The 21835-nt window shown below is 65.1% G+C and carries 19 protein-coding genes; 7 read left to right on the forward strand and 12 right to left on the reverse strand.

All coding sequences use genetic code 11. The features are described 5' to 3' along the window. From ACUXVH_RS01400 to ACUXVH_RS01425, 6 genes are all read left to right on the forward strand, one after another. Complete coding sequence (locus ACUXVH_RS01400; protein WP_123397705.1) at positions 1-3084, forward strand: serine/threonine-protein kinase; 3084 nt, start codon at positions 1-3, stop codon at positions 3082-3084. After that, complete coding sequence (locus tag ACUXVH_RS01405; protein ID WP_011064245.1) at positions 3084-3800, forward strand: ABC transporter ATP-binding protein; 717 nt, start codon at positions 3084-3086, stop codon at positions 3798-3800. The genes ACUXVH_RS01400 and ACUXVH_RS01405 overlap by 1 nt, the downstream gene beginning before the upstream one ends. Then, positions 3800-5002: an ABC transporter permease gene (locus ACUXVH_RS01410; RefSeq protein WP_011064244.1), complete on the forward strand. Its 1203-nt coding sequence runs from the start codon at positions 3800-3802 to the stop codon at positions 5000-5002. The genes ACUXVH_RS01405 and ACUXVH_RS01410 overlap by 1 nt, the downstream gene beginning before the upstream one ends. A gap of 22 nt (positions 5003-5024) precedes the next feature. Next, positions 5025-6707 carry a formylglycine-generating enzyme family protein gene (locus tag ACUXVH_RS01415; protein ID WP_230493612.1) on the forward strand — a complete coding sequence of 561 codons (1683 nt, stop codon included), beginning with the start codon at positions 5025-5027 and terminating at the stop codon, positions 6705-6707. 83 nt (positions 6708-6790) lie between these two features. Then, positions 6791-7720, forward strand: coding sequence for a type VI secretion system-associated lipoprotein TagQ (gene tagQ, locus ACUXVH_RS01420; RefSeq protein WP_011064242.1), 930 nt, complete (start codon positions 6791-6793; stop codon positions 7718-7720). 140 nt (positions 7721-7860) lie between these two features. Continuing rightward, on the forward strand, positions 7861-8244 hold the full coding sequence (locus ACUXVH_RS01425) for a hypothetical protein (RefSeq protein WP_015637475.1): 384 nt from the start codon (positions 7861-7863) through the stop codon (positions 8242-8244). Between the two features lie 58 nt (positions 8245-8302). Here the strand turns inward: ACUXVH_RS01425 and ACUXVH_RS01430 are convergent, their stop codons facing one another. The 6 genes from ACUXVH_RS01430 to exbB form a co-directional block, all read right to left on the reverse strand. After that, a complete protein-coding gene (locus ACUXVH_RS01430) occupies positions 8303-9703 on the reverse strand; it encodes an aminoacyl-tRNA deacylase and HDOD domain-containing protein (RefSeq protein ID WP_011064240.1) in 1401 nt (466 codons plus the stop codon). Between the two features lie 79 nt (positions 9704-9782). Continuing rightward, positions 9783-11858: an ATP-dependent DNA helicase RecG gene (gene recG, locus ACUXVH_RS01435; RefSeq protein WP_015637474.1), complete on the reverse strand. Its 2076-nt coding sequence runs from the start codon at positions 11856-11858 to the stop codon at positions 9783-9785. 9 nt (positions 11859-11867) lie between these two features. Then, positions 11868-12788 carry a hydrogen peroxide-inducible genes activator gene (locus tag ACUXVH_RS01440; RefSeq protein WP_011064238.1) on the reverse strand — a complete coding sequence of 307 codons (921 nt, stop codon included), beginning with the start codon at positions 12786-12788 and terminating at the stop codon, positions 11868-11870. Between the two features lie 148 nt (positions 12789-12936). Then, positions 12937-13689 carry an energy transducer TonB family protein gene (locus ACUXVH_RS01445; protein WP_011064237.1) on the reverse strand — a complete coding sequence of 251 codons (753 nt, stop codon included), beginning with the start codon at positions 13687-13689 and terminating at the stop codon, positions 12937-12939. After that, on the reverse strand, positions 13686-14114 hold the full coding sequence (gene exbD, locus ACUXVH_RS01450) for a TonB system transport protein ExbD (protein WP_011064236.1): 429 nt from the start codon (positions 14112-14114) through the stop codon (positions 13686-13688). The genes ACUXVH_RS01445 and exbD overlap by 4 nt, the downstream gene beginning before the upstream one ends. 6 nt (positions 14115-14120) lie before the next feature. After that, positions 14121-15125, reverse strand: a complete 1005-nt coding sequence (gene exbB, locus ACUXVH_RS01455) for a tonB-system energizer ExbB (RefSeq protein WP_065365029.1) — start codon at positions 15123-15125, stop codon at positions 14121-14123. A gap of 190 nt (positions 15126-15315) precedes the next feature. On the opposite strand from exbB, the gene ACUXVH_RS01460 reads away from it, so the two are divergent. After that, a complete protein-coding gene (locus ACUXVH_RS01460) occupies positions 15316-16173 on the forward strand; it encodes an SDR family oxidoreductase (RefSeq protein WP_065365030.1) in 858 nt (285 codons plus the stop codon). A 121-nt stretch (positions 16174-16294) separates the two neighbouring features. Here the strand turns inward: ACUXVH_RS01460 and ACUXVH_RS01465 are convergent, their stop codons facing one another. The 6 genes from ACUXVH_RS01465 to ACUXVH_RS01490 form a co-directional block, all read right to left on the reverse strand. Then, positions 16295-17035, reverse strand: a complete 741-nt coding sequence (locus ACUXVH_RS01465) for a hypothetical protein (RefSeq protein WP_011064233.1) — start codon at positions 17033-17035, stop codon at positions 16295-16297. Between the two features lie 55 nt (positions 17036-17090). Continuing rightward, positions 17091-17471 (reverse strand): RidA family protein, encoded by a 381-nt coding sequence (locus tag ACUXVH_RS01470; RefSeq protein ID WP_007921133.1) that lies wholly within the window; start codon positions 17469-17471, stop codon positions 17091-17093. Positions 17472-17495: 24 nt separating this feature from the next. Continuing rightward, positions 17496-19601, reverse strand: coding sequence for a bifunctional GTP diphosphokinase/guanosine-3',5'-bis pyrophosphate 3'-pyrophosphohydrolase (spoT, locus tag ACUXVH_RS01475; RefSeq protein WP_011064232.1), 2106 nt, complete (start codon positions 19599-19601; stop codon positions 17496-17498). A gap of 57 nt (positions 19602-19658) precedes the next feature. Continuing rightward, the gene (rpoZ, locus tag ACUXVH_RS01480) at positions 19659-19922 is read right to left on the reverse strand and encodes a DNA-directed RNA polymerase subunit omega (RefSeq protein WP_007921129.1); all 264 of its coding nucleotides are present in this window, start codon (positions 19920-19922) and stop codon (positions 19659-19661) included. Between the two features lie 168 nt (positions 19923-20090). Continuing rightward, positions 20091-20711, reverse strand: a complete 621-nt coding sequence (gene gmk, locus ACUXVH_RS01485; RefSeq protein WP_011064231.1) for a guanylate kinase — start codon at positions 20709-20711, stop codon at positions 20091-20093. 10 nt (positions 20712-20721) lie between these two features. After that, a complete protein-coding gene (locus ACUXVH_RS01490; RefSeq protein WP_015637471.1) occupies positions 20722-21585 on the reverse strand; it encodes a YicC/YloC family endoribonuclease in 864 nt (287 codons plus the stop codon). Positions 21586-21835 lie beyond the last annotated feature (250 nt).

Raw genomic sequence — 21835 nt, forward strand, 5'->3', positions numbered from 1 at the left:
ATGGACATTCTGATTCCCGGCTTTGACATCCAGGGCGAAATTGGCGAAGGCGCCATGGCCAGCGTGTACCTGGCGACCCAGCGTTCCCTGGAACGCAAGGTGGCACTCAAGGTGATGGCCGCGGCGCTGGCCGCCGACCCGAGCTTCTGCGAGCGCTTCCTGCGCGAGGGCAAGACCCTGGCGCGGCTGTCGCACCCGCACACCGTGACCATCCACGACATCGGCAATGTCGGCGAGCTGTACTACATGGCCATGGAGTACCTGCCCAACGGCACGCTGAAAGAGCGCATCGCCGCCGGGCTGACCCCGGAGCAGGGCCTGACCTATATCCGCCAGATCGCCTCGGCCCTGGGCTATGCCCATGCCCAGGGGCTGGTACACCGCGATGTGAAGCCGGCCAACATCCTGTTCCGCGCCGACGGCACCGCGGTGCTCTCGGACTTCGGCATCGCCAAGTCCCTGGACGACCGCACCCAGTTCACCCAGGCCGGTTTTGCCGTGGGCACCCCGAGCTACATGAGCCCCGAACAGGCTCGTGGCCAGGACATCGACGGCCGCGCCGACCTCTATGCCCTGGGGGTGGTGCTGTATGAAATCCTGGTGGGCGAGCTGCCTTATAACGGCACCGACGCGCTGTCCACGGCCCTGGCCCACCTGACCGAGCCGCTGCCGGAGCTGCCGCTGCACCACGGTCGCTACCAGCACATCCTGCGCAAGCTGCTGGCCAAGGACCCGGCCGAGCGCTACCCGGATGCCGCCGCTTTGCTGGCGGCCCTGGACAACCTGCCGGCCGCCACCGCCGAGGTGGAAGCGACGCTGATCCAGCCCTTGCCGCTGCCACCCCAGGCTGCGTCGCAGCCTGTACCTCAGGGCAACGACCTGGCCGGGCTGACCCCGGTGTCCATCGAGATCCCGCAGCAGGCACCCCGACCGGCGCCGCGCCGCGAGCCGCCCGAGGAGCCGCCCGCGCCGCCGCGCACGGCCAATCTGCCTCCAGCCGGCAGCGGGCCTTCCGAACAGCGGCGCGGCCCGGTGCTGGCCCTGGCCGGGGTCGCCGTGGCGGTGGCCCTGGCAGTGGCGGGCGCCGGTTACTGGTGGCTGTCGGGCGACAGCCCGGCGCCAGAACCCAAGACCGCCTCGACAGCCGGCACCACGCCTGCGGTGGTGGCGCCCCCGGCCAGTCAGCCGGTGGCCGCGGATGTCGACGGCGGCCAGCGACCGCTGCTGATGCCGGGCAAGAAAACCCTGTTCCAGCGGGTGCTGAGCAAGCCAGGGGCGAGTTTCTCCAGCGAGCCTGGGGCTGCGCCGGGCCAGGCGGTGCCGGCGTTCTCGGTGCTCTACGTGTATCAGCGCAAGAACCTCGACGGCCGCTCCTGGCTGCGCCTGGGGGCCGCCAGTGATGGTCGCAGCGCCGGCTGGTTGCCGGCCGAACAGGTCAGCGACTGGAAGCAGAGTCTGGTGCTGAAATTCACCGAGCGTTCCGGTCGTGCACCGGTGATGTTCGTGCGTCAGGCCAGCGAGCTGGAGCGTTTGTTGGCGGACCCTGCGGCGGCCAAGAACCTGCTGCTCAAGGCACAGAAGAACCCCCAGGACGAACAGCAGGTGCTGGCCCTGGAACCCAACGCCAGCGCGGTGCCACAGGACCAGTTCTACCTGCTGCCGATCTTCGATTCCAAGGAGAGTTTCGACGAGAACGGCCAGCCGGTGCAGTTGCTCAATGTGGCTTCCATCGACCCGGGCAACAGCCCGCAGAGCATCAGCGACAGTAGCGGCAAGCGCCTGCCGGCCAATGCTCCGCCGGCGGCCGGCGATGCCTTCCGCACTGCGGTGGTGCTGGTGGTGGACACCTCGGTGTCGATGCAGCCCTACATCGACCAGGTGCGCGATGTGGTGCACGAGCTGCAAAGCAAGATCGCCCAGCGCGGCGAGCTGGACAGCGTCAGCTTCGGCCTGGTGGGCTTTCGCAACAACACCAGCAAGACCCCGGGCCTGGAGTACGTGACCAAGACCCTGGTGACCCTGGACCAAGGTCGCGATCCCCAGCGCTTCCAGGAGCTGGTGAGCCAGGTCAAGGCCACCAGTGTCTCCAGCCATTCGTTCAACGAAGACGCCTTTGCCGGCGTGATGCAGGCCGTGGAGGGCATGGACTGGAAAGACTATGGCGGCCGCCTGATCCTGCTGGTCAGCGATGCCGGGGCGCTGCGCAAGAACGACCCTTACAGCCGCACCCAGATGAACGAGGCGGAAGTGCGCCAGGCAGCCCTGGGCAAGCAGATCAAGATCTACGCCCTGCACCTGCGCACCGATGCCGGCAAGAAGAACCACGCCCAGGCGGAAACCCAGTACCGGGTGCTGACCGCCGACGCCAACCCGAAGATCGGCGACCTGTACATTCCGGTGCCCGGTGGCGATGTGGGCAAGTTTGGCGAGCGGGTCGACGAGATCGGCACGGTGTTCGCCGACCTGGTGCATCAGGTGCGCAGCAACCAGAGCCAGGAAGTCCCGGTGCTGGCGGCGGCGCCGAGCATCGCGCAGAAGTCGGCGGCCATCGGCTACGCCATGCACATGGATTTCCTCGGCCGCAAGTCCGCCAGCCAGGCGCCCCAGCTGGTCAGCGCCTGGACCGCCGACCGCGACCTGACCAACCCGGCGCTGCCGGCGTTCCAGGTCTGTGTGATGCTCACCAAGCTGCAACTCAACGACTTGCAGCAGTCGCTGAAACTGATCGTCGACGCGGCGCGCAAGACCCAGACCTCGCCCAAGGATTTCTTCCAGGAAATCGCCAGCGCCAGTGCCTACATGAGCCGCGACCCGTCGGCCCTGCGCAAGGGCGGCAACCTGGCCGACGGCGGCGTGCTGGGGGAATACCTGGAAGGCCTGCCGTACCGCAGCAAGTCGCTGAACATGACCCAGGACCTGTGGCTGTCCCTGAGCGTGGCCGAGCAGGAAGACTTCATCGACGAGCTGGATTCGAAGATCCGCCTCTACGAAACCTTCCATAACGATCTGGCCAACTGGGTGCGCTTCGGTGATGCCGAGCCGGGTGATGCCCTGTACCGCGTTCCGTTGTCGACCCTGCCGTGATGCTCAATCTGGCGCAGGTGCACAAGAGCCGCGGCGAGGGTCGCCAACGCTACAGCCTGGTGATCCCCAGGCTGCAACTGCGTGCCGGTGATCAACTGGCGGTGGTCGGCCCCAGCGGTTGCGGCAAGAGCACGCTGCTGGACCTGCTGGCGCTGGTGCTGGCCCCGGATTCGGCGGCGCGCTTCGAGTTCTCCCCGGCCAGGGATGCCATCGACATTGCCGGGATCTGGCGCGGCGACGGCCACAGCGCGCTGGCACAGTTGCGCAGCCGGCACCTGGGTTATGTACTGCAGACCGGCGGTCTGCTGGGCTTTCTCGACGTGCGCGCGAATATCAGCCTGCCCCGGCAGTTGCTGGGGCTGGCGGACGAGGGCATTCCCCGGCGCCTGGCCGAGCGCCTGGAGATCGCCGATCAGTTGCACAAGAAACCCGCCGCGCTGTCGGTGGGCCAGCGCCAGCGGGTCAGCTGCGCCCGGGCCCTGGCCCACAACCCTCAGGTATTGCTGGCGGACGAGCCGACAGCGGCCCTGGACCCCTTGAACGCTCAGCGGGTGATGCAACTGCTGGTGCAGCAGTCGCGGGACCAGGGGGTGTGCTGTGTGATCGCCACCCACGACGAACCCCTGGCCCGGGCCAACGGCTTGCAGGTACGACGCATCGCTTGCCAGCGCGACGCCGATGGCGGAGTCACTGCCACGCTTGGGGAGGCCTGCTGATGCGCGCCTCCCTGACCGCGGCACTGGCCTGGCAGGACTACCGGGCCGACAGCTGGCTGTCGGCCTGTTCGGTGCTGGCCCTGGTGGCGGTGATCGCCCCCTTGCTGGTGCTGTTCGGGCTCAAGTTCGGGCTGGTGAGCAGCCTCACCGAGCGCCTGGAAAAGGACCCGGCGGTGCGCGAGATCATTCCCCTGGGCGGCGGGCGCTTCAGCGCCGACTTCATCGCCCAGTTGGGGCAGCGTCCGGACGTGGCCTTTGCCTTACCGCGTACCCGGCAGATCGCCGCCACCGCGGACCTGTCCCGGGGCACGGGGGATATCGGCCTGACCGTGGAAATGCTCCCCACCGCGGCCGGCGACCCCTTGCTCGGGCGCTTGCCGGCGCCCCGGGGCATGAGTGGCGTGCTGCTCAGCCGCACCACCGCCGAGAAGCTTGGGGTGCAGCCGGGGGACTGGTTGCAGGCGACCTTTGGCCGGCAGGTGGCGGGGCGCAGCGAGGTACAGCGGACCCGGGTCCAGGTGGAGGGCGTTCTACCGCTGGAGGCCTTTGCCCGGGACGCGCTGTTCGCCCCGCTGGCGCTGCTGGAGGCCGCCGAGGATTACCGCGACGGACGCGCTGTGGCGGCCCTGGGCTGGCTCGGCGATGCCCAGGCAACTGCCGGGCAGCGGGTTTACCCGGCGTTTCGCCTGTATGCCCGCGACCTGGGGGATGTCGAGCCATTGCGTCTGTATTTCGCCGAGCGCGGCCTGCTGGTGTCGACCCAGGCCCAGACCATAGCCCAGGTGCAGTCCTTGAGCCGCAACCTGGCCATCGTCTTCTGGGTGATCGCCGGGCTGGCCCTGGCGGGTGCCTTCGCGGCGATCTTCGCCGGGGCCCTGGCGGCGGTGGAGCGCAAGCGCCGGGAGCTGTCGGTGTTGCGCCTGCTGGGGTTTTCCACCGGTGCGCTGCTGCTGTTCGTGGTGGCCCAGGCGCTGTACAGCGCCGGTTTTGCCGCGCTGTTGAGCGGCGCCCTGTATGGCCTGGCCCAGGCCGGGCTGAATCATTTGTTCATGCAGGCGCCCGGCGAATACGCCAGCCACCTGCTGCCGGCCCATTACGGGCTGGCCCTGTTGGCGACGCTGGGCGTCAGTACCCTGGCCGCCGCGCTGGGCGGCTGGCGGGTGTCGCGCATAGAAGCCTGTGAAGGAATTCGCGATGTATAAGTTGATCAGCACCGTGCTGGCCATGACCCTGGCCGGGGCCGTGTGGGCCGAAGAACCGGCGAACAAGATGGACAACCCCAAGCCGTTGCCGGACGACGTCAGTCTGCCGCTGCCCTGCGACGGCGAGATGGTGTTCCGCTACGTCTACGTGCTGGCCCAGGGCACCCTGGACGACCGTGAGGTGAACCTCGGCTACCCCTTCAGCGAGGGCGAGAGCGGTTACCAGCAGTCGTTCATTTCCGGCTATCGCCGGGACTACATCAACGGCCAGTTCACCCTCAAGGACCTGCCTGGCGCCTGGGGCAAGACCATTGGCCCGGCGCTGCCGAAAAGTGGCGCCGGGGTGCCCCTCAAGCCAATGCTGTATTTCATCGGCAAGTACGAGGTCACTGCCCGCCAGTACGCTCAGGTCATGGCCCAGGCCCAGTCCCTGGCCAGCGGTGATCCGGCCCCGGCCTGTGAGGCGCCGGAGGGCCTGCAGGGGCGCCTGCCCAAGGTCAAGCTGTCGCGCTTCGAGGCCGAGCGCTTTGCCGCGGTGTACAGCGCCTGGCTGATGAAGAACCACCGCGACCTGCTGCCGGTCAGCGGCCGTGGCAGTTCCTCGGAAGACGGTGGCCTGGGCTTTGTGCGCCTGCCCACCGAGGTGGAGTGGGAATACGCCGCCCGCGGTGGCCAGGCGGTCAGCCGCCAGGAGCTGGAAGGCCGCCTGTTCCCGCGGCGCGTGGAGGGCAGCGAAGACGACGGCCCGCTGGCGGACTGGGCGGTGTTCAACCAGGTGGCCGGCGGCACCGGCCAGGCCGCGCGCCTGATGCCCATCGGCACCAAGCTGCCCAACCCCATCGGCATGTTCGACGTGATCGGCAACGCCGCCGAGATGGTCCAGGAGTCCTTCCAGCTGGTGCGCGCCGGGCGCCGCCAGGGCACCTACGGCGGTTTCGTGGTCAAGGGCGGCAACTACCTGGAAGGCGAAGGCACGCTGTTCACCGGGATGCGCCGCGAGTACCCGCTGTTTGGCGCCGACGGCACTGAGCAGAGCAACGAAACCACCGGTTTCCGGGTGGCCATCGGCGCGCTGTCGGCGCCCCGTTCGCGCTACAAGGAGCTGTTCGCCCAGTGGCAGAAGGAAGGCCGCCTGGCGTCCCTGACCGATGCCATCGACGACGCCCAGGACCCCACCAAGCGCCTGGACGCCATCATCGCCGCCAGCGTCGACCCGCGCCTGCAGGCGGAGCTGGGGCTGGTCAACGAAGAGCTCAAGCGCAACGTCTCGCTGATCGCCCAGCAGCGCGAGGAGGCGGCCGGCAACCTGATCCAGTCGTCGGCCCTGGTGGCCGAGACCATCAACAACTACAACATCCGCCTGACCAACCTGAAGAAGAGCCAGCAGCAGGCCATCGATGCCAAGGACGAGCCCAGCGCCAAGCTGTTCGCCGAAGCCATCGACAACGGCCGCAGCGCGCTGGACGGGGCGGTGGCGATCTACATCGACAACCTGGCCACGGGCACCCGTTACACCGACGCGGTGATCCAGGCGCAATTTCAACGAATCAAGGAAGAGCTCAATCGCAAGCCGGTGCTCGGCAAGAGCCTGGTGACGCGCGCTACGTTATTCGTTCGCCATGTCGGGAATTATCGCCAGCAACGGCGAGCCGACCCGGCGACGATTTTGAAGGAACTGCTCGCATCGACCGGTCAGAAGTCATGACCGGCCGCTGTCTGTCGAGCCTGGAGGATCTCGGACGACATTGCGTCGCGCCGAGTTGGTCAAACTTAATCGAGATCACGAACATGCTTTTTTCCCGCAACCCATTTGCTTCAACGTCCAAGCGTCACCTGCTGTTGGTTGCCGCCGGGTTCAGCACCGTATTGACCGGTTGCGCGACCTCTCCGGTGTCCAAGGTCGCCTCGACCACCAAGGTCGAGTACTACCCGAGCTGCTACGAGCCGGTGCAGCACCTGCGCGCCACGGATTCGGACATGACCAAGTCGGTGGTCACCGGTGCTGCCCTGGGCGCTGCCGGCGGCGCTTTGCTCGGTGCCCTGACCGGTGACGGCGACCACCGTGGCCGCAACGCCGCCATCGGTGCCGCAGGCGGTGCCCTGGCCGGTGGCGCAGCCGGTTACTACACCGAGCGCCAGAAGCAGATCGCCGACGACAACCAGCGCATCGCTTCCTACGCTGCCGACGTCAACAAGAGCGCGGCCGACATCGACCGCAGCACGGCCTATGCCCGCGCTTCCCAGACCTGCTACCAGCGCGCCTTCGACAGCCTGATCAGCTCCCGCAAGGCCAACACCATCAATGACGTGGAAGGGCGCAAGCGCCTGGCGGAAATCGTCAGCGGCCTGAAGGAGTCCAACGACCTGATCACCGCGGTGAACGGCCGTGCCAGCGAAGACCTGAGCAAGTACAACCAGGCCTACGAGCAGGATCTGCAGCAAGTGGGCGTGCAGCGTACCGACGTGGTGAAAGTCGCCACCGCCGATACCACCACGGTGACCACCGGTGGCAAGAGAAAACAGCCACAGAAGGTCAAGCAGCCCAAGCTGCCGACCGTGCCTCAGGAAGCGGTGAGCACCGAGAGGTCGATCCAGGATGCCAAGATCAAGCAGGCCGAGAGCAACAAGGTCGCGACCACCGGCCAGACCCAGGTCAACAGCATGTGCAAGAACCCGGACCTGGGTGACTGGGCACCGGTGCCTTGCCCTAACGTCTGAGTTGGCGATTGTCTGACAAGATGTCGCGATAAGCGTTGAACGCCAGCCGATCTCCGAGCAATCGAACAGATCGGCTGGCGCTCTTCGAGTTACAGGTTAAACTGCGCCGGCCATCCAATAATTCCACTGAGGCGCCGTGCATGAAATTCCGTTTTCTTCTCTGGGTGCTTGGCCTGTTGATGGGCAAAGCCAGCCGCAACAATCCTGCTTTCCAGCAACAGTTGGGTGACAAGGAGCTGGTGTTCCAGCTGCAGACGCTCGACGGCAAGGTTGCTCGGCATTTTTTCGTCAAGGACCAGCGCGTCACCAGCCGTTCGGGGTTCTATCCCGAGCCGGCATTCGCCATCGCCTTCAAGGATGCCGCCTACGGCTTCGCCACCCTGCAGGCGAAGAACAAGCAGTTGGCATTCATGACCGGTATTCAGGACAAGTCGATCCAGATCAAGGGCAACCCGGCCCTGGTGATCTGGTTCCAGGGGCTGACCAAGTACCTGAAACCGAAAAAGGCCAAGCCCAAGGCTTGACCGGGAAACTTCGCCGGCAAGCCGCCTCCTGCAGGAGCGGGCGGGCCGGCGAATGGGCTCAGGCCTGGCTGAACTGCGAAGCCAGTTCCCGCAGCAGTACTTCGGCTTCCAGCACCTTGCTCACCACGTCGTCCGCCTTGTCCCGGGTCAGGCCCAGGCGTTCCAGCAGGGCGTCGGGGATATCCTCGTGGGGCCCGGAGCCGATGCCCCGGCTGCGCAGCAGGCGCACGGCCAGGCACACCAGGTTCGGGTACTCGGCATAGGCGCCGTCGTAGCTCGGGTCGTGCTGGAAGCGCAGGGCGGTGCACAGCTCTTCCGGCATGTCCCAGTAGCGCATCAGCCAGGCGCCGATCTGTTCGCGGCTGATACCCAGCAGGTGCTGTTCGACATAGCTGTGGCACAGGTGCGGGTTGACCTCCAAATGCCGGCAGATCAGCGAGAAGTGCGGCGGGAACACGTGGGCCAGCAGCAGGTAGCCGAAGTTGTGCAGCAGGCCGGCCAGGTAGGTCAGGCCGGCTTCCGGGCGCTGGGCACGGGGCATGGCGCGGGTCAGGCCCTCGATCACCGCGGCGGTGTAGATCGACTGCTGCCAGTAAGGCGTGGCGTGCTGCGGCTGGTCCTTGGGCAGGCTCAGGGTCTTGCCCAGGGCCAGGCCCAGCGCCAGGTTGATCACCAGGTCGAAGCCCAGCACGCGGACGATGGCGTCTTCCACCGAGCGGATCTTGCCGGGCGAGGCGTAGTAGGGCGAGGCGGCCCAGCTGACCACCTGGGCGGCCAGGGCCGGGTCGGTTTCCACCACACCGGTGATGTCGTCGATGGTGGCGTTGGGGTCGACCCGCAGCTTGATGATCTTCTGCGCGGTTTCCGCCAGGGGCGGGATCTCGATGGTGGCTTCCAGGCGCTGCTGGATGCGCCGCGCGGTGAAGGCCTGCATCGCCTGGGAGATCTCCTCGCGGTCATCGTCCGGGCGGTCGAGGTTGGGGCGAATGCTGCTCAGGGGCTCGCCGAAGTTGCCGGCGCTGGCTTTGCTGAGCATGCTCTTGAAGGCTTCGCTGGTGATCTCCAGCAGTACCCCGGGCTCGCCGGAGTTGATCAGCAGGCAGGGCTCGCGCAGCAGGCTTTCTTCGTACAGGCACGGTGAACTGGTGAGCGCCGGCAGGCCGGGCAGCAGGCTCAGGCTGTGCTTGCCGAGCATGCGCTCCAGGCGTTCGGTGGAAACGGCGGTCAGGCGGCGGCCGGTGAGTTCGGCCAGGCGGTTGAGGTCCAGTAACTGGCTCTGCGGGAACAGCACCATCAGCGCGCCGACGGCGTCGTCCAGCAGTACCGCCTGGACCTTGCGCGCAGCCGGCAGGCCCGGCTGGTCGATCACTTCGTTGTAGCTGATGGCCAGCTTGCCGAGCAGCAACCGGATAACAGACGGAGCGTGTGGGGTTGCAATGTCGAGGGCAACTTCTGTCATGGTCTGGTATCCGTTTTTCTACAATTTGACGAGTATAACCAGCTTGGTTATGGCGAGGGTTCACTAACTGAGTGTTGGTTCACACTTGGCCGTATTGCTGTCCGTGGCGCAGCCAGCGCTCCAGCAACGGGCTGACATGGTCCGGCCAGCGCTCCAGCAGGGCCTGGGCGGCATCGCGTACCGCCGGCAGCAGGTCGGCGTCGCGCATCAGGTCGGCGACCTTGAATTGCAGGAGGCCGGTCTGCCGGGTGCCGAGCATTTCCCCGGGGCCGCGCAGCTCCAGGTCCTTTTCGGCGATGACGAAACCGTCGTTGGTTTCACGCATGATGCCCAGGCGCTGGCGACCGATCTGTGAAAGCGGTGGGTGGTAGAGCAGCACGCAGTGGCTGGCGGCGCTGCCGCGCCCGACCCGGCCGCGCAGCTGGTGCAACTGGGCCAGGCCCAGGCGTTCGGGGTTTTCGATGATCATCAGGCTGGCATTGGGTACGTCGACCCCGACCTCGATCACCGTGGTGGCCACCAGCAGTTGCAGGTTGCCGGCCTTGAACTCGGCCATCACCGCGGCTTTCTCGGGGGCCTTCATGCGGCCGTGGATCAGCCCTACGCGCAATTCGCCGAGGGCGCTGGAAAGGTCTTCGAAGGTGGTTTCCGCGGCCTGGCAGGTCAGTTCCTCGGACTCTTCGATCAGGGTGCAGACCCAGTAGGCCTGGCGCCCTTCCGCGCAGGCGGCGCGTACCCGCTCGATGACTTCGATGCGCCGGCTGTCGGTCACCAGCACGGTGTTCACCGGGGTGCGACCGGGAGGCAGTTCGTCGAGGATCGAGGTGTCCAGGTCGGCGTAGGCGCTCATGGCCAGCGTTCGCGGGATCGGCGTGGCGGTCATGATCAACTGGTGCGGGCACAGGCGGCCGCCCACGCCTTTCTGGCGCAGGGCCAGGCGCTGCTGCACGCCGAAGCGGTGCTGTTCGTCGATGATCACCAGGGCCAGGTTCTTGAACTGCACTTCGTCCTGGAACAGCGCGTGGGTGCCCACCACCATCGGTGCGCCACCGGCAATCTGTTCCAGGGCTGCGCTGCGGGCCTTGCCCTTGAGCTTGCCTGCCAGCCAGGCGACTTCCAGGCCCAGGGGCTCGAGCCAGCGCTTGAAGGTGATGAAGTGCTGCTCGGCGAGGATTTCCGTCGGCGCCATCAGTGCCACCTGGTAGCCGGCCTCCAGCGCCTGCAGGGCGGCCAGGGCGGCGACCACGGTCTTGCCGGCGCCCACGTCGCCCTGGATCAGTCGCAGCATGGGCTCGGGCTGGCTCAGGTCGTAGGCGATCTCGTTGCCCACGCGCTGTTGCGCGCCGGTGGGAGCGAAGCCCAGGTTCTTCAGGTACTTGACCGGCAGTTTCCTGGCCAATGGCAGCACCGGGGCGCGCTGTGAGCGCAGGCTGTCGCGCAGACGCTGCTGGGACAGCTGGTGGGTCAGCAATTCCTCGAACGCCAGGCGGTGCTGGGCCCAGTGGTGCCCCAGGGCCAGTTCGTCGACATCGGCGTCCGCCGGCGGGTGATGCAGGTAGCGGATCGCATCGTCCAGGGGCGCCAGCTGATAGTCCCGGGCCAGCTCTTCCGGCAGCCAGTCAGGCAGGCTGCGCGGGCCCAGCAGGGCCAGGCTCTGTTGGCACAGCAGGCGCAGGCGCTGCTGGGTCAGGCCTTCGGTCAGGGGGTAGATCGGTGTCAGGGTCTGGTCCACCGGCGGCGGCTCGTCGCCGCTGATGGCACGGTATTCCGGGTGGTAGATCTCCAGGCCCGAGGCGCCGGGCCGGGCTTCGCCATAGCAGCGCACACGGGTGCCGCGCTTCAGGCCGTCCTTCTGCGCATTGCTGAAATGGTAGAAGCGCAGGCTCAGGCCGCCGGTACCGTCCTGCAAGCGCACCAGCAGGCTGCGGCGCTTGCCCATGACCACATCGGCGCCACTGACGGTGCCTTCGATCACAGCATCCTGGCCGGGGCGCAGGGCGCCGATCGGCACCACGCGGGTGCGGTCCTGGTAGCGCAGGGGCAGGTGGAACAGCACGTCCTGAAGGTTTTCCAGGCCGACCTTGGCCAGCTTCTCGGCCATGGCTTCGCCGACGCCCTTGAGTGCCGTGACCGGCACTTTCGACAGCTCAGTCATTGCGAGCGCTTAACTCGCGGCGGGCGGCTTGGCCACCGAGCACAGGCGGATCGAGTCGGCGAGGATCTCGATGGCCTTGGGCCGCGGGAAGCTGGCGCGCCAGGCGATGGCCACGGTGCGGAACGGCACGGGCGGGGTCAGGGGGCGGACTTCGATCACCCCGGGGGCGTAGTGATGGCTGTCCACGGCCGACAGCGGCAGGATCGAGATGCCCAGGCCGGAGGCGACCATGTGGCGGATGGTTTCCAGGGAACTGGATTCCACGGTGGTGTGCTTGGCGCCGTCGTTGCCCTTGGTCAGGGTTGGGCAGGCCTCCAGGACCTGGTCGCGGAAGCAGTGGCCTTCGCCCAGCAGCAACAGGCTCTTGTCGTTGAGCAGGTTGGCGTCGATGGTTTCCTTCTTGGTCCAGGGGTGGCCGCTGGGCATCAGCACATAGAAGGGTTCGTCGTACAGCGGCAGGGTCAGGACATCGGCCTCGTTGAACGGCAGGGCGATGATGATCGCGTCCAGCTCGCCGTTGCGCAGTTTGTCGCGCAGTACGTGGGTGAAGTTCTCTTCTATATACAGCGGCATCTGCGGGGCGACCCGGTGCAGCTGGGGAATCAGGTGCGGGAACAGGTAGGGGCCGACGGTGTAGATCGCCCCGACCTTGAGCGGTGCGGTCAGCTGGTTCTTGCCGGCCTGGGCCAGCTCACGGATACCCTGGGCCTGCTCCAGGACCTTTTGCGCCTGGGCGACGATGGTCTCGCCCACCGGGGTCAGGCGCACGGCGCTCTTGCTGCGCTCGAAAATCAGCACGCCGAGTTCGTCTTCAAGCTTTTTCACGCCGACCGACAGGGTGGGCTGGCTGACATGGCAGCGCTCGGCGGCATGGCCGAAGTGCTGCTCTTGGGCGAGGGTAACGATGTAGCGCAATTCTGTAAGAGTCATAGCGGGCGTCCGTGAGGTTGCGGCCAAGCATAACGGCTGCAATCGATAGACGCACGTTATCAGACCGAGGGTGGAATGCGACACCCGCCAATGCCTGCTCCAGGCGACACAAACGCGAAGGGCACCTTGAAGGTGCCCTTGCGGTGGATCAGCGGCGGCCGCGGCTGCGGTCGATCTCGTAGTTGTACGAGGCGGTGATTTCCACGCTGCCGTTGTTGAGCATGTCTGCCGGTGGCTTGGGCAACGGCTGGGCACGACGGATCATGTCCAGGGTGGCCCGGTCCAGATCGGCGTTGCCCGATCTGCCTACCAGCTCATAGGACAGCACCTTGCCTTCGGCATCGACGACGAAGCGCAGGGAGTTGGTGCCTTCCTTGCCTCGACGCTGAGCCTCGCTCGGATAGCGCTTGTACTTGGCCAGGTGCGCCTGCAATTCCCCCTGCCAGTTAGCCTTGGCGGCGGCCTGGGCCGGTGACGGGCCAGGGGTCGCAGGAGCGGGCTGCTTGGACGGAGCCGGTGTGACCGGGGCGTCGCTGGGCTTTTCCTCGGAAGGCTTTTCCTTGGGCGGCTCAGGCTTGACCACCGGCTTTGGCGGTTGCGGCTTGGGCTTCTGCTTCACCGGCTTGGGTACCGAGATGGTCGGCTTCGGCGCTTCGGCCAGTTTCGGCAACGGCAGTTCTTCCACGGGGGCCGGCGGTTGTGGTGGGGTCACCACTTTCGGCGGCGCCGGTGGAGGCGGCACAGGGGCAGGTGCCAATTCCACCACCATGGCTTGGGGGGGGATGGGCATGGGCTGTGGCTTGGACCAGTTGAGGGCGAGCAGGATCGCCAACCCATGGACGCCCAACACCACCGCCAGGCTACCGCTGTAACGCGTCAGTCTTTGGCGCGTCGTGATCATTTCTTGGCTGCCGTCTCAAGTCCGACCAGGCCGACTTTCAGGTAGCCGGCCGCGCGCAGGGTGTCCATCACACTCATCAGGTCGCCGTAATCCACACCTTTGTCGGCCTGGAAGAAGATGGTCGTGTCTTTCTTGCCCTGGGTCCGGGCGTCGAGGATGGCGCCAAGGGTTTCAGCCTTGACTTCGTCTTCGCCGAGGAACAGGCGCTTGTCGGCCTTGACGCTGAGGAACACCGGTTTTTCCGGCCGCGGCGCCGGTTTGGCGCTGGAGGCGGGCAGGTCGACCTTGATGTCCACGGTGGCCAGCGGTGCGGCCACCATGAAGATGATCAGCAGCACCAGCATCACGTCGATGAACGGCGTGACGTTGATCTCGTGGTTTTCGGCCAGGTCGTCGCCTGCGCCTTCTTTCAAATGCAAGCCCATGGCTGATTACCCCACTTTCACCATGTGCGGTTGTGCGGAGCGCTCGTTCGGCTGGTGATCCAGGTCGCGGCTGACCAGCAGCAGGACCTCGGCCGAGGCGTCGGTGACCTGGGCCTTGTAACCGGTGATGGAGCGAGCGAAGACGTTGTAGATCACCACCGCGGGAATCGCGGCAACCAGGCCCAGGGCGGTGGCCAGCAGGGCTTCGGCGATACCCGGGGCAACCACGGCAAGGTTGGTGGTCTGGGTTTTGGCGATGCCGATGAAGCTGTTCATGATGCCCCACACGGTGCCGAACAGGCCGACGAACGGCGCGGTGGAACCGATGGTAGCCAGCATGCCGGTGCCGCTGCTCATGTTGCGGCCGCAGGCAGCCACCAGGCGCTCCAGGCGGAAGCTGACGCGCTCCTTGATGCCTTCCTTCTCGCGGCTGTTGGCCGAGAGGCGCATCTCTTCCAGGGCATCGTGCACCAGCAGGTTGGCCAGGGTGCCCTCCTTGGTGGCGGTGGCGCTGGCTTCCTTGAGGGTGGTGGCCTTTTTCAGTGCGGCGATTTCACTGCGCAGGCGGCGCTTGGCACCCATCAGCTCGAAGCCTTTGGCGATCCAGATGGTCCAGGTGATGATCGAGGCGATGGCCAGGCCGATCATCACCAGTTTCACGATGATGTCGGCGTTCTGGTACATGCCCCACGGCGACAGGTCATGGGCCATGCCCAGGGTGTTGTCGGCCTCCAGGACTTCAGGAGCGTCTTCGCCGATAGCGGGCTGGCCTTCGGCCTGGACTGGCTCGCCGGCCACTGGGGCTGCGGCTGGAGCGGTCGGGTCGGTGGCCGTATGTTCAGCGGCTGGAGCGGTCGCGGCAGAGGCTGCGGCGGTGGCTGGGGCGTGCTGGTCGGCAAAGGCTGCGGTCGGTGCCAGCAGCAGGCTGCACAACAGCGCTGCAACCGCGCTCATGGCGCGCAGCGGGCTTGGGCGTTTGGTTGGCGAGACGGAGAGTTGGTTGCTTGTCATGCTGGCCGGACCTGAGAGGAGAAAAGGGTGAAATGTCCTTCTAGGCCTCGCAGGGCCGAGAACAAAATGGGCGGTTATTATTGCAAGTAATTCTTGTTAACAGAAGTAATAGAGTATCTTTTTTTCCTTGATTGCTAGCCGTTCGTCCAGTGCGAGGGCTAGTCTTGACCTTTCCCAAAGGAGTTTTCTGATGTCCTCCCCCTCTGTATTGATCGCCGGTTGCGGTGATGTCGGGAGTCGCCTGGCGACTCAACTGCTGGCCGAGCAATGGCAGGTTTACGGCCTGCGTCGCAACGTATCGCGCTTGCCACAGGGGGTGGTGGGCATTGCAGGTGACCTGTTCAGCGAGCAATGCCCCGGGCAATGGCCGCAGAAGGCGCCGGAGTATCTGGTGTATTGCGCGGCGGCCACCGAGCATGACGAAGCCGGATATCGCGCAGCTTATGTCGATGGTCTGCAGCATGTACTGGGCTGGCTCAAGCAGCGCGGCCAGGCGCCCAAGCGTTTGCTGTTTGTCTCCAGCAGCAGCGTTTATGAGCAGAAGGACGGTGAGTGGGTCGACGAGACTTCCGTGGCCGAGGCCCAGGCCTACTCCGGACGCATGATGCTGGAAGCCGAGCAGGTGGCTCTGGGCAGCGGTATTCCCGCCACTGTGGTGCGCTTGACCGGCATCTATGGCCCGGGTCGCGAGTGGCTGCTGACCCAGGTGCGCCGGGGTTATCGCGTGGCGATCGAGCCGCCGTTGTACGGCAACCGTATTCACGCGGACGATGCCGCGGGCCTGCTGGCGTTCCTGATCAAGGCGGACCGCAGTGGCACGGCGCTGGATGATTGCTATATCGGCGTGGACGATGCGCCCGCGCCTCTGGCGGAGGTCGTCGACTGGCTGCGCGATTACCTGGGCGTCACCGAATGGGCGGACGATGCCAGCGTGCGTCGTACCGGCAGCAAGCGTTGCAGCAATGCCCGGGCCAGGGCGCTGGGCTGGGTGCCGCGCTATCCGAGTTATCGCGAAGGTTATGCTGCGATTCTGACGACGCAGGGCTAAGTTGCCCGAGCAGCTTGGGGTCGCGGTCGAAGGCTGCGACCGGCTTCCCGAGGGCGTCGCTGCCGACAGGCCGAAGGTCCGGTGGACCTTGTCGCAGCCTGCGGCAGCGGCTACAGGGTAGTTACTGCTTTTCCAGCAACCACTGCTGGCTGCCCGGCGTCAGCGAGGGCACTTCATCCGCCAGGGCGGTATTCACCGCCTGGAAGATCTCCAGCTGTTGATCCTTGCGCACGAAGATCCAGGAGTTGCCCTGGCCGTTGAGCTGCAGCCAGATGCTATCGTTGCCGCCGCTCATCGAGGCGCAGTCGCCAGCCAGGCACAAGGCGTAGCGATCGGCGCCCGGCAGGCCCTGGACGGCGCCGTTTGCCTGGAACTGCACCTCGTTGCCCAGGCCCGGTCCGTTGACGATCTTCCACTTGCCACCCAGATACGCCGAGTACAAGGCGCGCTCGAAGTTGGCGCCTAGCGGCGCGCCTTCGGGGGCGGGGTCTTTGGGGCGGTCGAAGACCTGCTCGGGCTCATTGTCGTTGGCCACTTGCAGCAGTTGCTTGCCGTTGCGCTTCAAGTCGGTGGCGGCGCTGCCATAGAACTCGACTTTTGCAGTGCTGGAACCGTCGCCGATGATCTTGCCTTCGACGGTTTCGAAACCGTTGGTGTAGCGGGCCTGGCCAGCCTTGGTATTGAGCTCCCATTCCAGGTTCGGGCCGTAGGCCTGGAGGGCTTCACGCAAAGGGCCGCCCTTGGAGGCTGCGTCGATCGCTACCTGATTGATCCAGATGCCGCCCACATCGTTTTTGGCGGGGTCGCTGGCACAACCGCCGAGCAGTACGGCGAGCAGCGAAACAGCTAGCGCTTGGCGCATGATGAAATCCTTTCAGAACGAAAACGGCGCAGCCTTGAGGGCTGCGCCGCGGGTGTTACTCGATGACCAGAATGGCATCCATTTCAACCTGTGCACCCTTTGGCAGGGCGGCCACGCCAATGGCGGCGCGGGCTGGGTAAGGCTGTTGGAAATACTTGCCCATGATCTCGTTGACCTTGGCGAAGTGGCTCAGGTCGGTGAGGAAGATGTTCAGCTTGACGATGTCCTTGAACGAACCGCCAGCGGCCTCGGCTACCGACTTGAGGTTTTCGAACACCTGGACGGTCTGGGCTTCGAAGCCTTCCACCAGCTCCATGGTCTTGGGGTCCAGAGGGATCTGGCCGGACATGTAGACGGTGTTGCCAGCCTTGATCGCCTGGGAGTAGGTGCCGATGGCAGCAGGTGCCTTGTCGCTGGTGATAACAGTCTTGGTCATGAATGACTCCTTGTAATGGACGGGCTACGCACGCATGCGGGTGATGCGGATGACCCCGGTCAGGGCGCGCAGTTTCTTGATCACGCGGGCCAGGTGTACGCGGTCGTGCACGCTGACCACCAGTTGGACCACGCTGATGCGACCATCGCGTTCGTCCATGCTGATTTTCTCGATGTTGCCGTCGGCGGCGTTGACGCTGCTGGCCAGCAGCGCGATCAGGCCGCGTTGGTGTTCCAGTTCTACGCGCAGTTCGACGTTGAATTCGCCGGTGACATCCTTGGCCCAGGAGAGCTGGATGCACTTTTCCGGGTTATGGCGGATTTCGCTGATATTGCGGCAGTTGTCCAGGTGCACCACCATCCCCTTGCCGGCGGACAGGTGGCCGACGATCGGATCGCCCGGGATCGGCGTACAGCACTTGGCGTAGCTCAGCACCAGGCCTTCGGTGCCGCGGATTGCCAGCGGGCCTTCCGGGCTTGGCAGCTGTTCGCCTTCGCCCAGCAGGCGGCGCGCCACAACGTAGGCCATGCGGTTGCCCAGGCCGATGTCTTCCAGCAGGTCTTCGATCAGTTCCAGGCGGTATTCCTGGAGAATCGCCTGGATGCGTTCGGCCGGGACCTTTTCCAGGGAGCTGTCGAAGCCGTTGAGCACCTTGTTCAGCAAGCGTTCGCCGAGGCTGATGGACTCGGAGCGGCGCTGCAGCTTGAGAGCATGGCGGATATGGGTGCGGGCCTTGCCGGTGACCACGAAATTCAGCCAGGCCGGGTTCGGGCGCGCGCCCGGGGCGCTGACGATTTCCACTGTGGAACCGCTTTGCAGGGGTTCGGACAGCGGCGCCAGGCGACGATTGATCCGGCAGGCGATGCAGCTGTTGCCGACGTCGGTGTGTACCGCGTAGGCGAAGTCCACCGCGGTGGAGCCTTTGGGCAGCTCCATGATCCGGCCTTTGGGCGTGAACACGTAGACCTCGTCCGGGAACAGGTCGATCTTCACGCTCTCGATGAATTCCAGGGAGTTGCCGGCGCGTTGCTGCATTTCCAGCACGCCCTTGACCCATTGGCGGGCGCGGGCGTGAGTGCCTTTGGGCTGTTCGTCGCCACTGGATTTGTACAGCCAGTGGGCGGCGATGCCGTTATTGGCCATTTCTTCCATTTCCCGGGTACGAATCTGGATCTCGATCGGTACTCCGTGCATGCCGAACAGCGTGGTATGCAGCGACTGATAGCCGTTGGCCTTGGGAATGGCGATGTAGTCCTTGAAGCGTCCCGGCAGCGGCTTGTACAAATTATGTACAGCGCCGAGTACGCGATAGCAGGTGTCTACCTTGTCGACGATGATGCGGAATGCATAGACGTCCATGATCTCGTTGAAGGCCCGACGCTTGCCGCGCATCTTCTTGTAGATGCCGTACAGGTGCTTCTGGCGACCGCTGACCTCGCCCTGGATGCCGTCGATGGCCAGGCAGTGGCTGAGGGATTCCTCGATCTTGTTGACGATTTCCTTGCGGTTGCCCCGGGCGCGCTTGACCGCCTGGTAGATCCGCGCGGAACGCATCGGGTGCATCGCCTTGAAGCCCAGGTCTTCGAATTCGATGCGGATGGCGTGCATGCCCAGGCGGTTGGCGATGGGGGCGTAGATCTCCAGGGTTTCCTTGGCGATCCGCCGACGCTTCTCGCCGGAAAGTACTTCCAGGGTGCGCATGTTGTGCAGGCGGTCGGCCAGCTTGACCAGGATCACGCGAATGTCGCGGGCCATGGCCATGGCCATCTTCTGGAAGTTTTCCGCTTGGGCTTCGGCCTTGGTTTCGAAGTTCATCTGGGTCAGTTTGCTGACCCCATCCACCAATTCGGCCACGGTTTCGCCGAACTGCGCGCTGAGCGCTTCCTTGGCGATGCCGGTGTCTTCGATGACGTCATGCAGCATCGCGGCCATCAGGCTCTGATGGTCCATGTGCATGTCGGCAAGAATGTTCGCTACCGCGAGTGGGTGCGTGACGTACGCCTCGCCGCTGCGACGGCGTTGACCGTCATGGGCTTGTTCGGCGTAGAAATACGCTCGGCGGACCAGATTGACCTGGTCCGTGCCGAGATAGGTCGATAAGCGATCGGCGAGGGCGTCTATGCTCGGCATGATGTCTCCTGCCGTAAGCTGTGATCCCGCGCCGTGCTACGTCGACCAGGCATAGGCTCAGACGGCCTCGTTGGACTCGTCCTCGAAAGCAGCGAAAAGCGGCTCATCTTCAACGATTTCGGCTTCGGCGATGGCTGCGTAGTCGATCAGGCCTTCAGCGATTTCGCGCAGGGCGACAACGGTAGGCTTGTCGTTTTCCCATGCTACTTTCGGCTCTTTGCCGCCGGTGGCCAGTTGACGGGCACGCTTGGTAGAGAGCATGACCAGCTCAAAGCGGTTATCCACGTGTTCTAGGCAGTCTTCAACGGTTACGCGGGCCATGGTCTTCCTCGTAGCAAATGCAATATGCGCGCTGCCCGGATGGGCGAGCGGACTCAACAGTTTAAAAAATCACCAGCGTTAAGGGAAGCGCTGATTTTTTAACCAAGCCCTTCAACGCGCTGCAAGTGCCAATGTAAAGCGCTTGCAGCGGTTTTGGGAAGTGCTGTTTTAACCCAGGAGTTCAGCCAGCAATTTGCCGAAACGCTGCTGCTGGCGTTTCTGTTGCAGCTGATTGGCGCGGAAAATCGCCTTCAGGTCGCCCAGCGCGTGGGCGAAATCGTCGTTGATGATCAGATAGTCGTAGTCGACGTAGTGGCTCATTTCGCTGACGGCCTCGCGCATCCGCCCGTCGATGACCTCGTCACTGTCCTGCCCACGGTTGGTCAGGCGCTGGTGCAGGGCTTGCAAGGACGGTGGCAGGATGAAGATCGAACGGGCCTGGGGCATCAGCTTGCGTACTTGTTCCGCGCCTTGCCAGTCGATTTCCAGAATCAGGTCGTGGCCTGCGTCCAGGGTTTGCTGCAGGTGGCTTTGCGAGGTTCCGTAGAGGTTGCCGAACACTTCGGCGCGCTCCAGGAAGTCCCCGTGCTCACCCATCTTCACGAACGTCTCGCGGGAGACGAAGTGATAGTTCACGCCGTCCACCTCACCGGGGCGCATGGCACGGGTGGTGTGGGAGACCGAGACGCGAATCTCCGGTTTGGCGTCGGTCAGGGCCTTGACCAGGCTGCTCTTGCCCGCGCCCGACGGCGCGGAAATGATGTACAGGGTGCCGGTGCTGTGGGTCATGTCAGTTGCCTTACTCAATATTCTGCACTTGTTCGCGCATCTGCTCGATCAACACCTTGAGGTTGACCGCAGCTTGGGTGCTGCGCGGGTCGAAGGCCTTGGAGCCCAGTGTGTTGGCTTCGCGGTTGAGTTCCTGCATCAGGAAGTCCAGGCGCCGCCCGGCCGCGCCGCCGGACTTGAGCACGCGACGTACTTCAATGATGTGGGTGCTCAGGCGGTCCAGTTCTTCGGCGACGTCGCTTTTCTGTGCCAGCAGCACCATCTCCTGTTCGAGACGGGTCGGATCCAGCTCAGCCTGCATGTCGGCGAAGCGGTCGAGGATCTTCTGGCGCTGGGTCGCGAGCATCTGCGGGACCAGTTCACGCAGGGTCGCCACGTCTTCCTCGATGGAGGACAGGCGTTCGTCGATCAGCCTGGCCAGTTCGGCGCCTTCCCGTTCGCGGCCATTCTTCAGTTCCTTCAAGCCCTGGTTGAACAGGGCCAGGGCGTCACTGTTCAAGGCTTGCGGGTCAGTGGCGTCGGCCACCAGTACACCCGGCCAGGCCAGGACTTCCAGCGGGTTGAGCGCGGCCGGCTGCTTGATCAGGCTGGCGACGGATTCGGCGGCGGCGACCAGTTGCGCGGCGCGCTCGCGATCGACCTGCAGCGGTTTGCCGGCGGTTTCCTCGATGAAGCGCAAGGTGCACTCGACCTTGCCACGGGACAGGCCCTGGCGCAGGGCTTCGCGGACCGCGCCTTCAAGGTCGCGAAAGGCTTCCGGCAAACGCAGGTGCGGCTCCAGGTAGCGGCTGTTGACCGAGCGCAGTTCCCAGCTCAGGGTGCCCTGAGTGCCTGCCCGTTCTACCCGGGCGAAGGCGGTCATGCTGTGCACCATGGAGGTACCTCCGATTCAGCGCCGGCGCCAACCGTGAGGGGGTTGGGCGGGCCTGATAAAGATGAATTGAAGCCGACAGGCTGCGAAGGCGCAGGATTGTAGCGCAGTGCGGTCGGAGCCCCCAAACCCTGGTGCTGCCAATGCATTGCAGCTCGTCGCAACAGGACTCATCCGCGGTGTAAATGCGCCTTTGACCTTTTTAGGCGTGCCCTGGCGCGGTTGCGGGCTTTATAATGCTCGGCAGTTTTCC

It is taken from the genome of Pseudomonas sp. 8(2025) (genome assembly GCF_052665325.1).

Bases quoted from the DNA above. Each gene is read 5' to 3' on its own strand.
- exbD (WP_011064236.1), bottom strand. From the start codon at position 14,114: ATGGGCTTGCATTTGAAAGAAGGCGCAGGCGACGACCTGGCCGAAAAC.
- ACUXVH_RS01425 (WP_015637475.1), top strand. From the start codon at position 7,861: ATGAAATTCCGTTTTCTTCTCTGGGTGCTTGGCCTGTTGATGGGCAAA.
- ACUXVH_RS01405 (WP_011064245.1), top strand. From the start codon at position 3,084: ATGCTCAATCTGGCGCAGGTGCACAAGAGCCGCGGCGAGGGTCGCCAA.
- ACUXVH_RS01470 (WP_007921133.1), bottom strand. From the start codon at position 17,471: ATGACCAAGACTGTTATCACCAGCGACAAGGCACCTGCTGCCATCGGC.
- ACUXVH_RS01430 (WP_011064240.1), bottom strand. From the start codon at position 9,703: ATGACAGAAGTTGCCCTCGACATTGCAACCCCACACGCTCCGTCTGTT.
- ACUXVH_RS01440 (WP_011064238.1), bottom strand. From the start codon at position 12,788: ATGACTCTTACAGAATTGCGCTACATCGTTACCCTCGCCCAAGAGCAG.
- ACUXVH_RS01410 (WP_011064244.1), top strand. From the start codon at position 3,800: ATGCGCGCCTCCCTGACCGCGGCACTGGCCTGGCAGGACTACCGGGCC.
- ACUXVH_RS01460 (WP_065365030.1), top strand. From the start codon at position 15,316: ATGTCCTCCCCCTCTGTATTGATCGCCGGTTGCGGTGATGTCGGGAGT.
- exbB (WP_065365029.1), bottom strand. From the start codon at position 15,125: ATGACAAGCAACCAACTCTCCGTCTCGCCAACCAAACGCCCAAGCCCG.
- ACUXVH_RS01415 (WP_230493612.1), top strand. From the start codon at position 5,025: ATGACCCTGGCCGGGGCCGTGTGGGCCGAAGAACCGGCGAACAAGATG.
- ACUXVH_RS01465 (WP_011064233.1), bottom strand. From the start codon at position 17,035: ATGCGCCAAGCGCTAGCTGTTTCGCTGCTCGCCGTACTGCTCGGCGGT.
- ACUXVH_RS01445 (WP_011064237.1), bottom strand. From the start codon at position 13,689: ATGATCACGACGCGCCAAAGACTGACGCGTTACAGCGGTAGCCTGGCG.
- tagQ (WP_011064242.1), top strand. From the start codon at position 6,791: ATGCTTTTTTCCCGCAACCCATTTGCTTCAACGTCCAAGCGTCACCTG.
- gmk (WP_011064231.1), bottom strand. From the start codon at position 20,711: ATGACCCACAGCACCGGCACCCTGTACATCATTTCCGCGCCGTCGGGC.
- rpoZ (WP_007921129.1), bottom strand. From the start codon at position 19,922: ATGGCCCGCGTAACCGTTGAAGACTGCCTAGAACACGTGGATAACCGC.
- recG (WP_015637474.1), bottom strand. From the start codon at position 11,858: ATGACTGAGCTGTCGAAAGTGCCGGTCACGGCACTCAAGGGCGTCGGC.
- spoT (WP_011064232.1), bottom strand. From the start codon at position 19,601: ATGCCGAGCATAGACGCCCTCGCCGATCGCTTATCGACCTATCTCGGC.
- ACUXVH_RS01400 (WP_123397705.1), top strand. From the start codon at position 1: ATGGACATTCTGATTCCCGGCTTTGACATCCAGGGCGAAATTGGCGAA.
- ACUXVH_RS01490 (WP_015637471.1), bottom strand. From the start codon at position 21,585: ATGGTGCACAGCATGACCGCCTTCGCCCGGGTAGAACGGGCAGGCACT.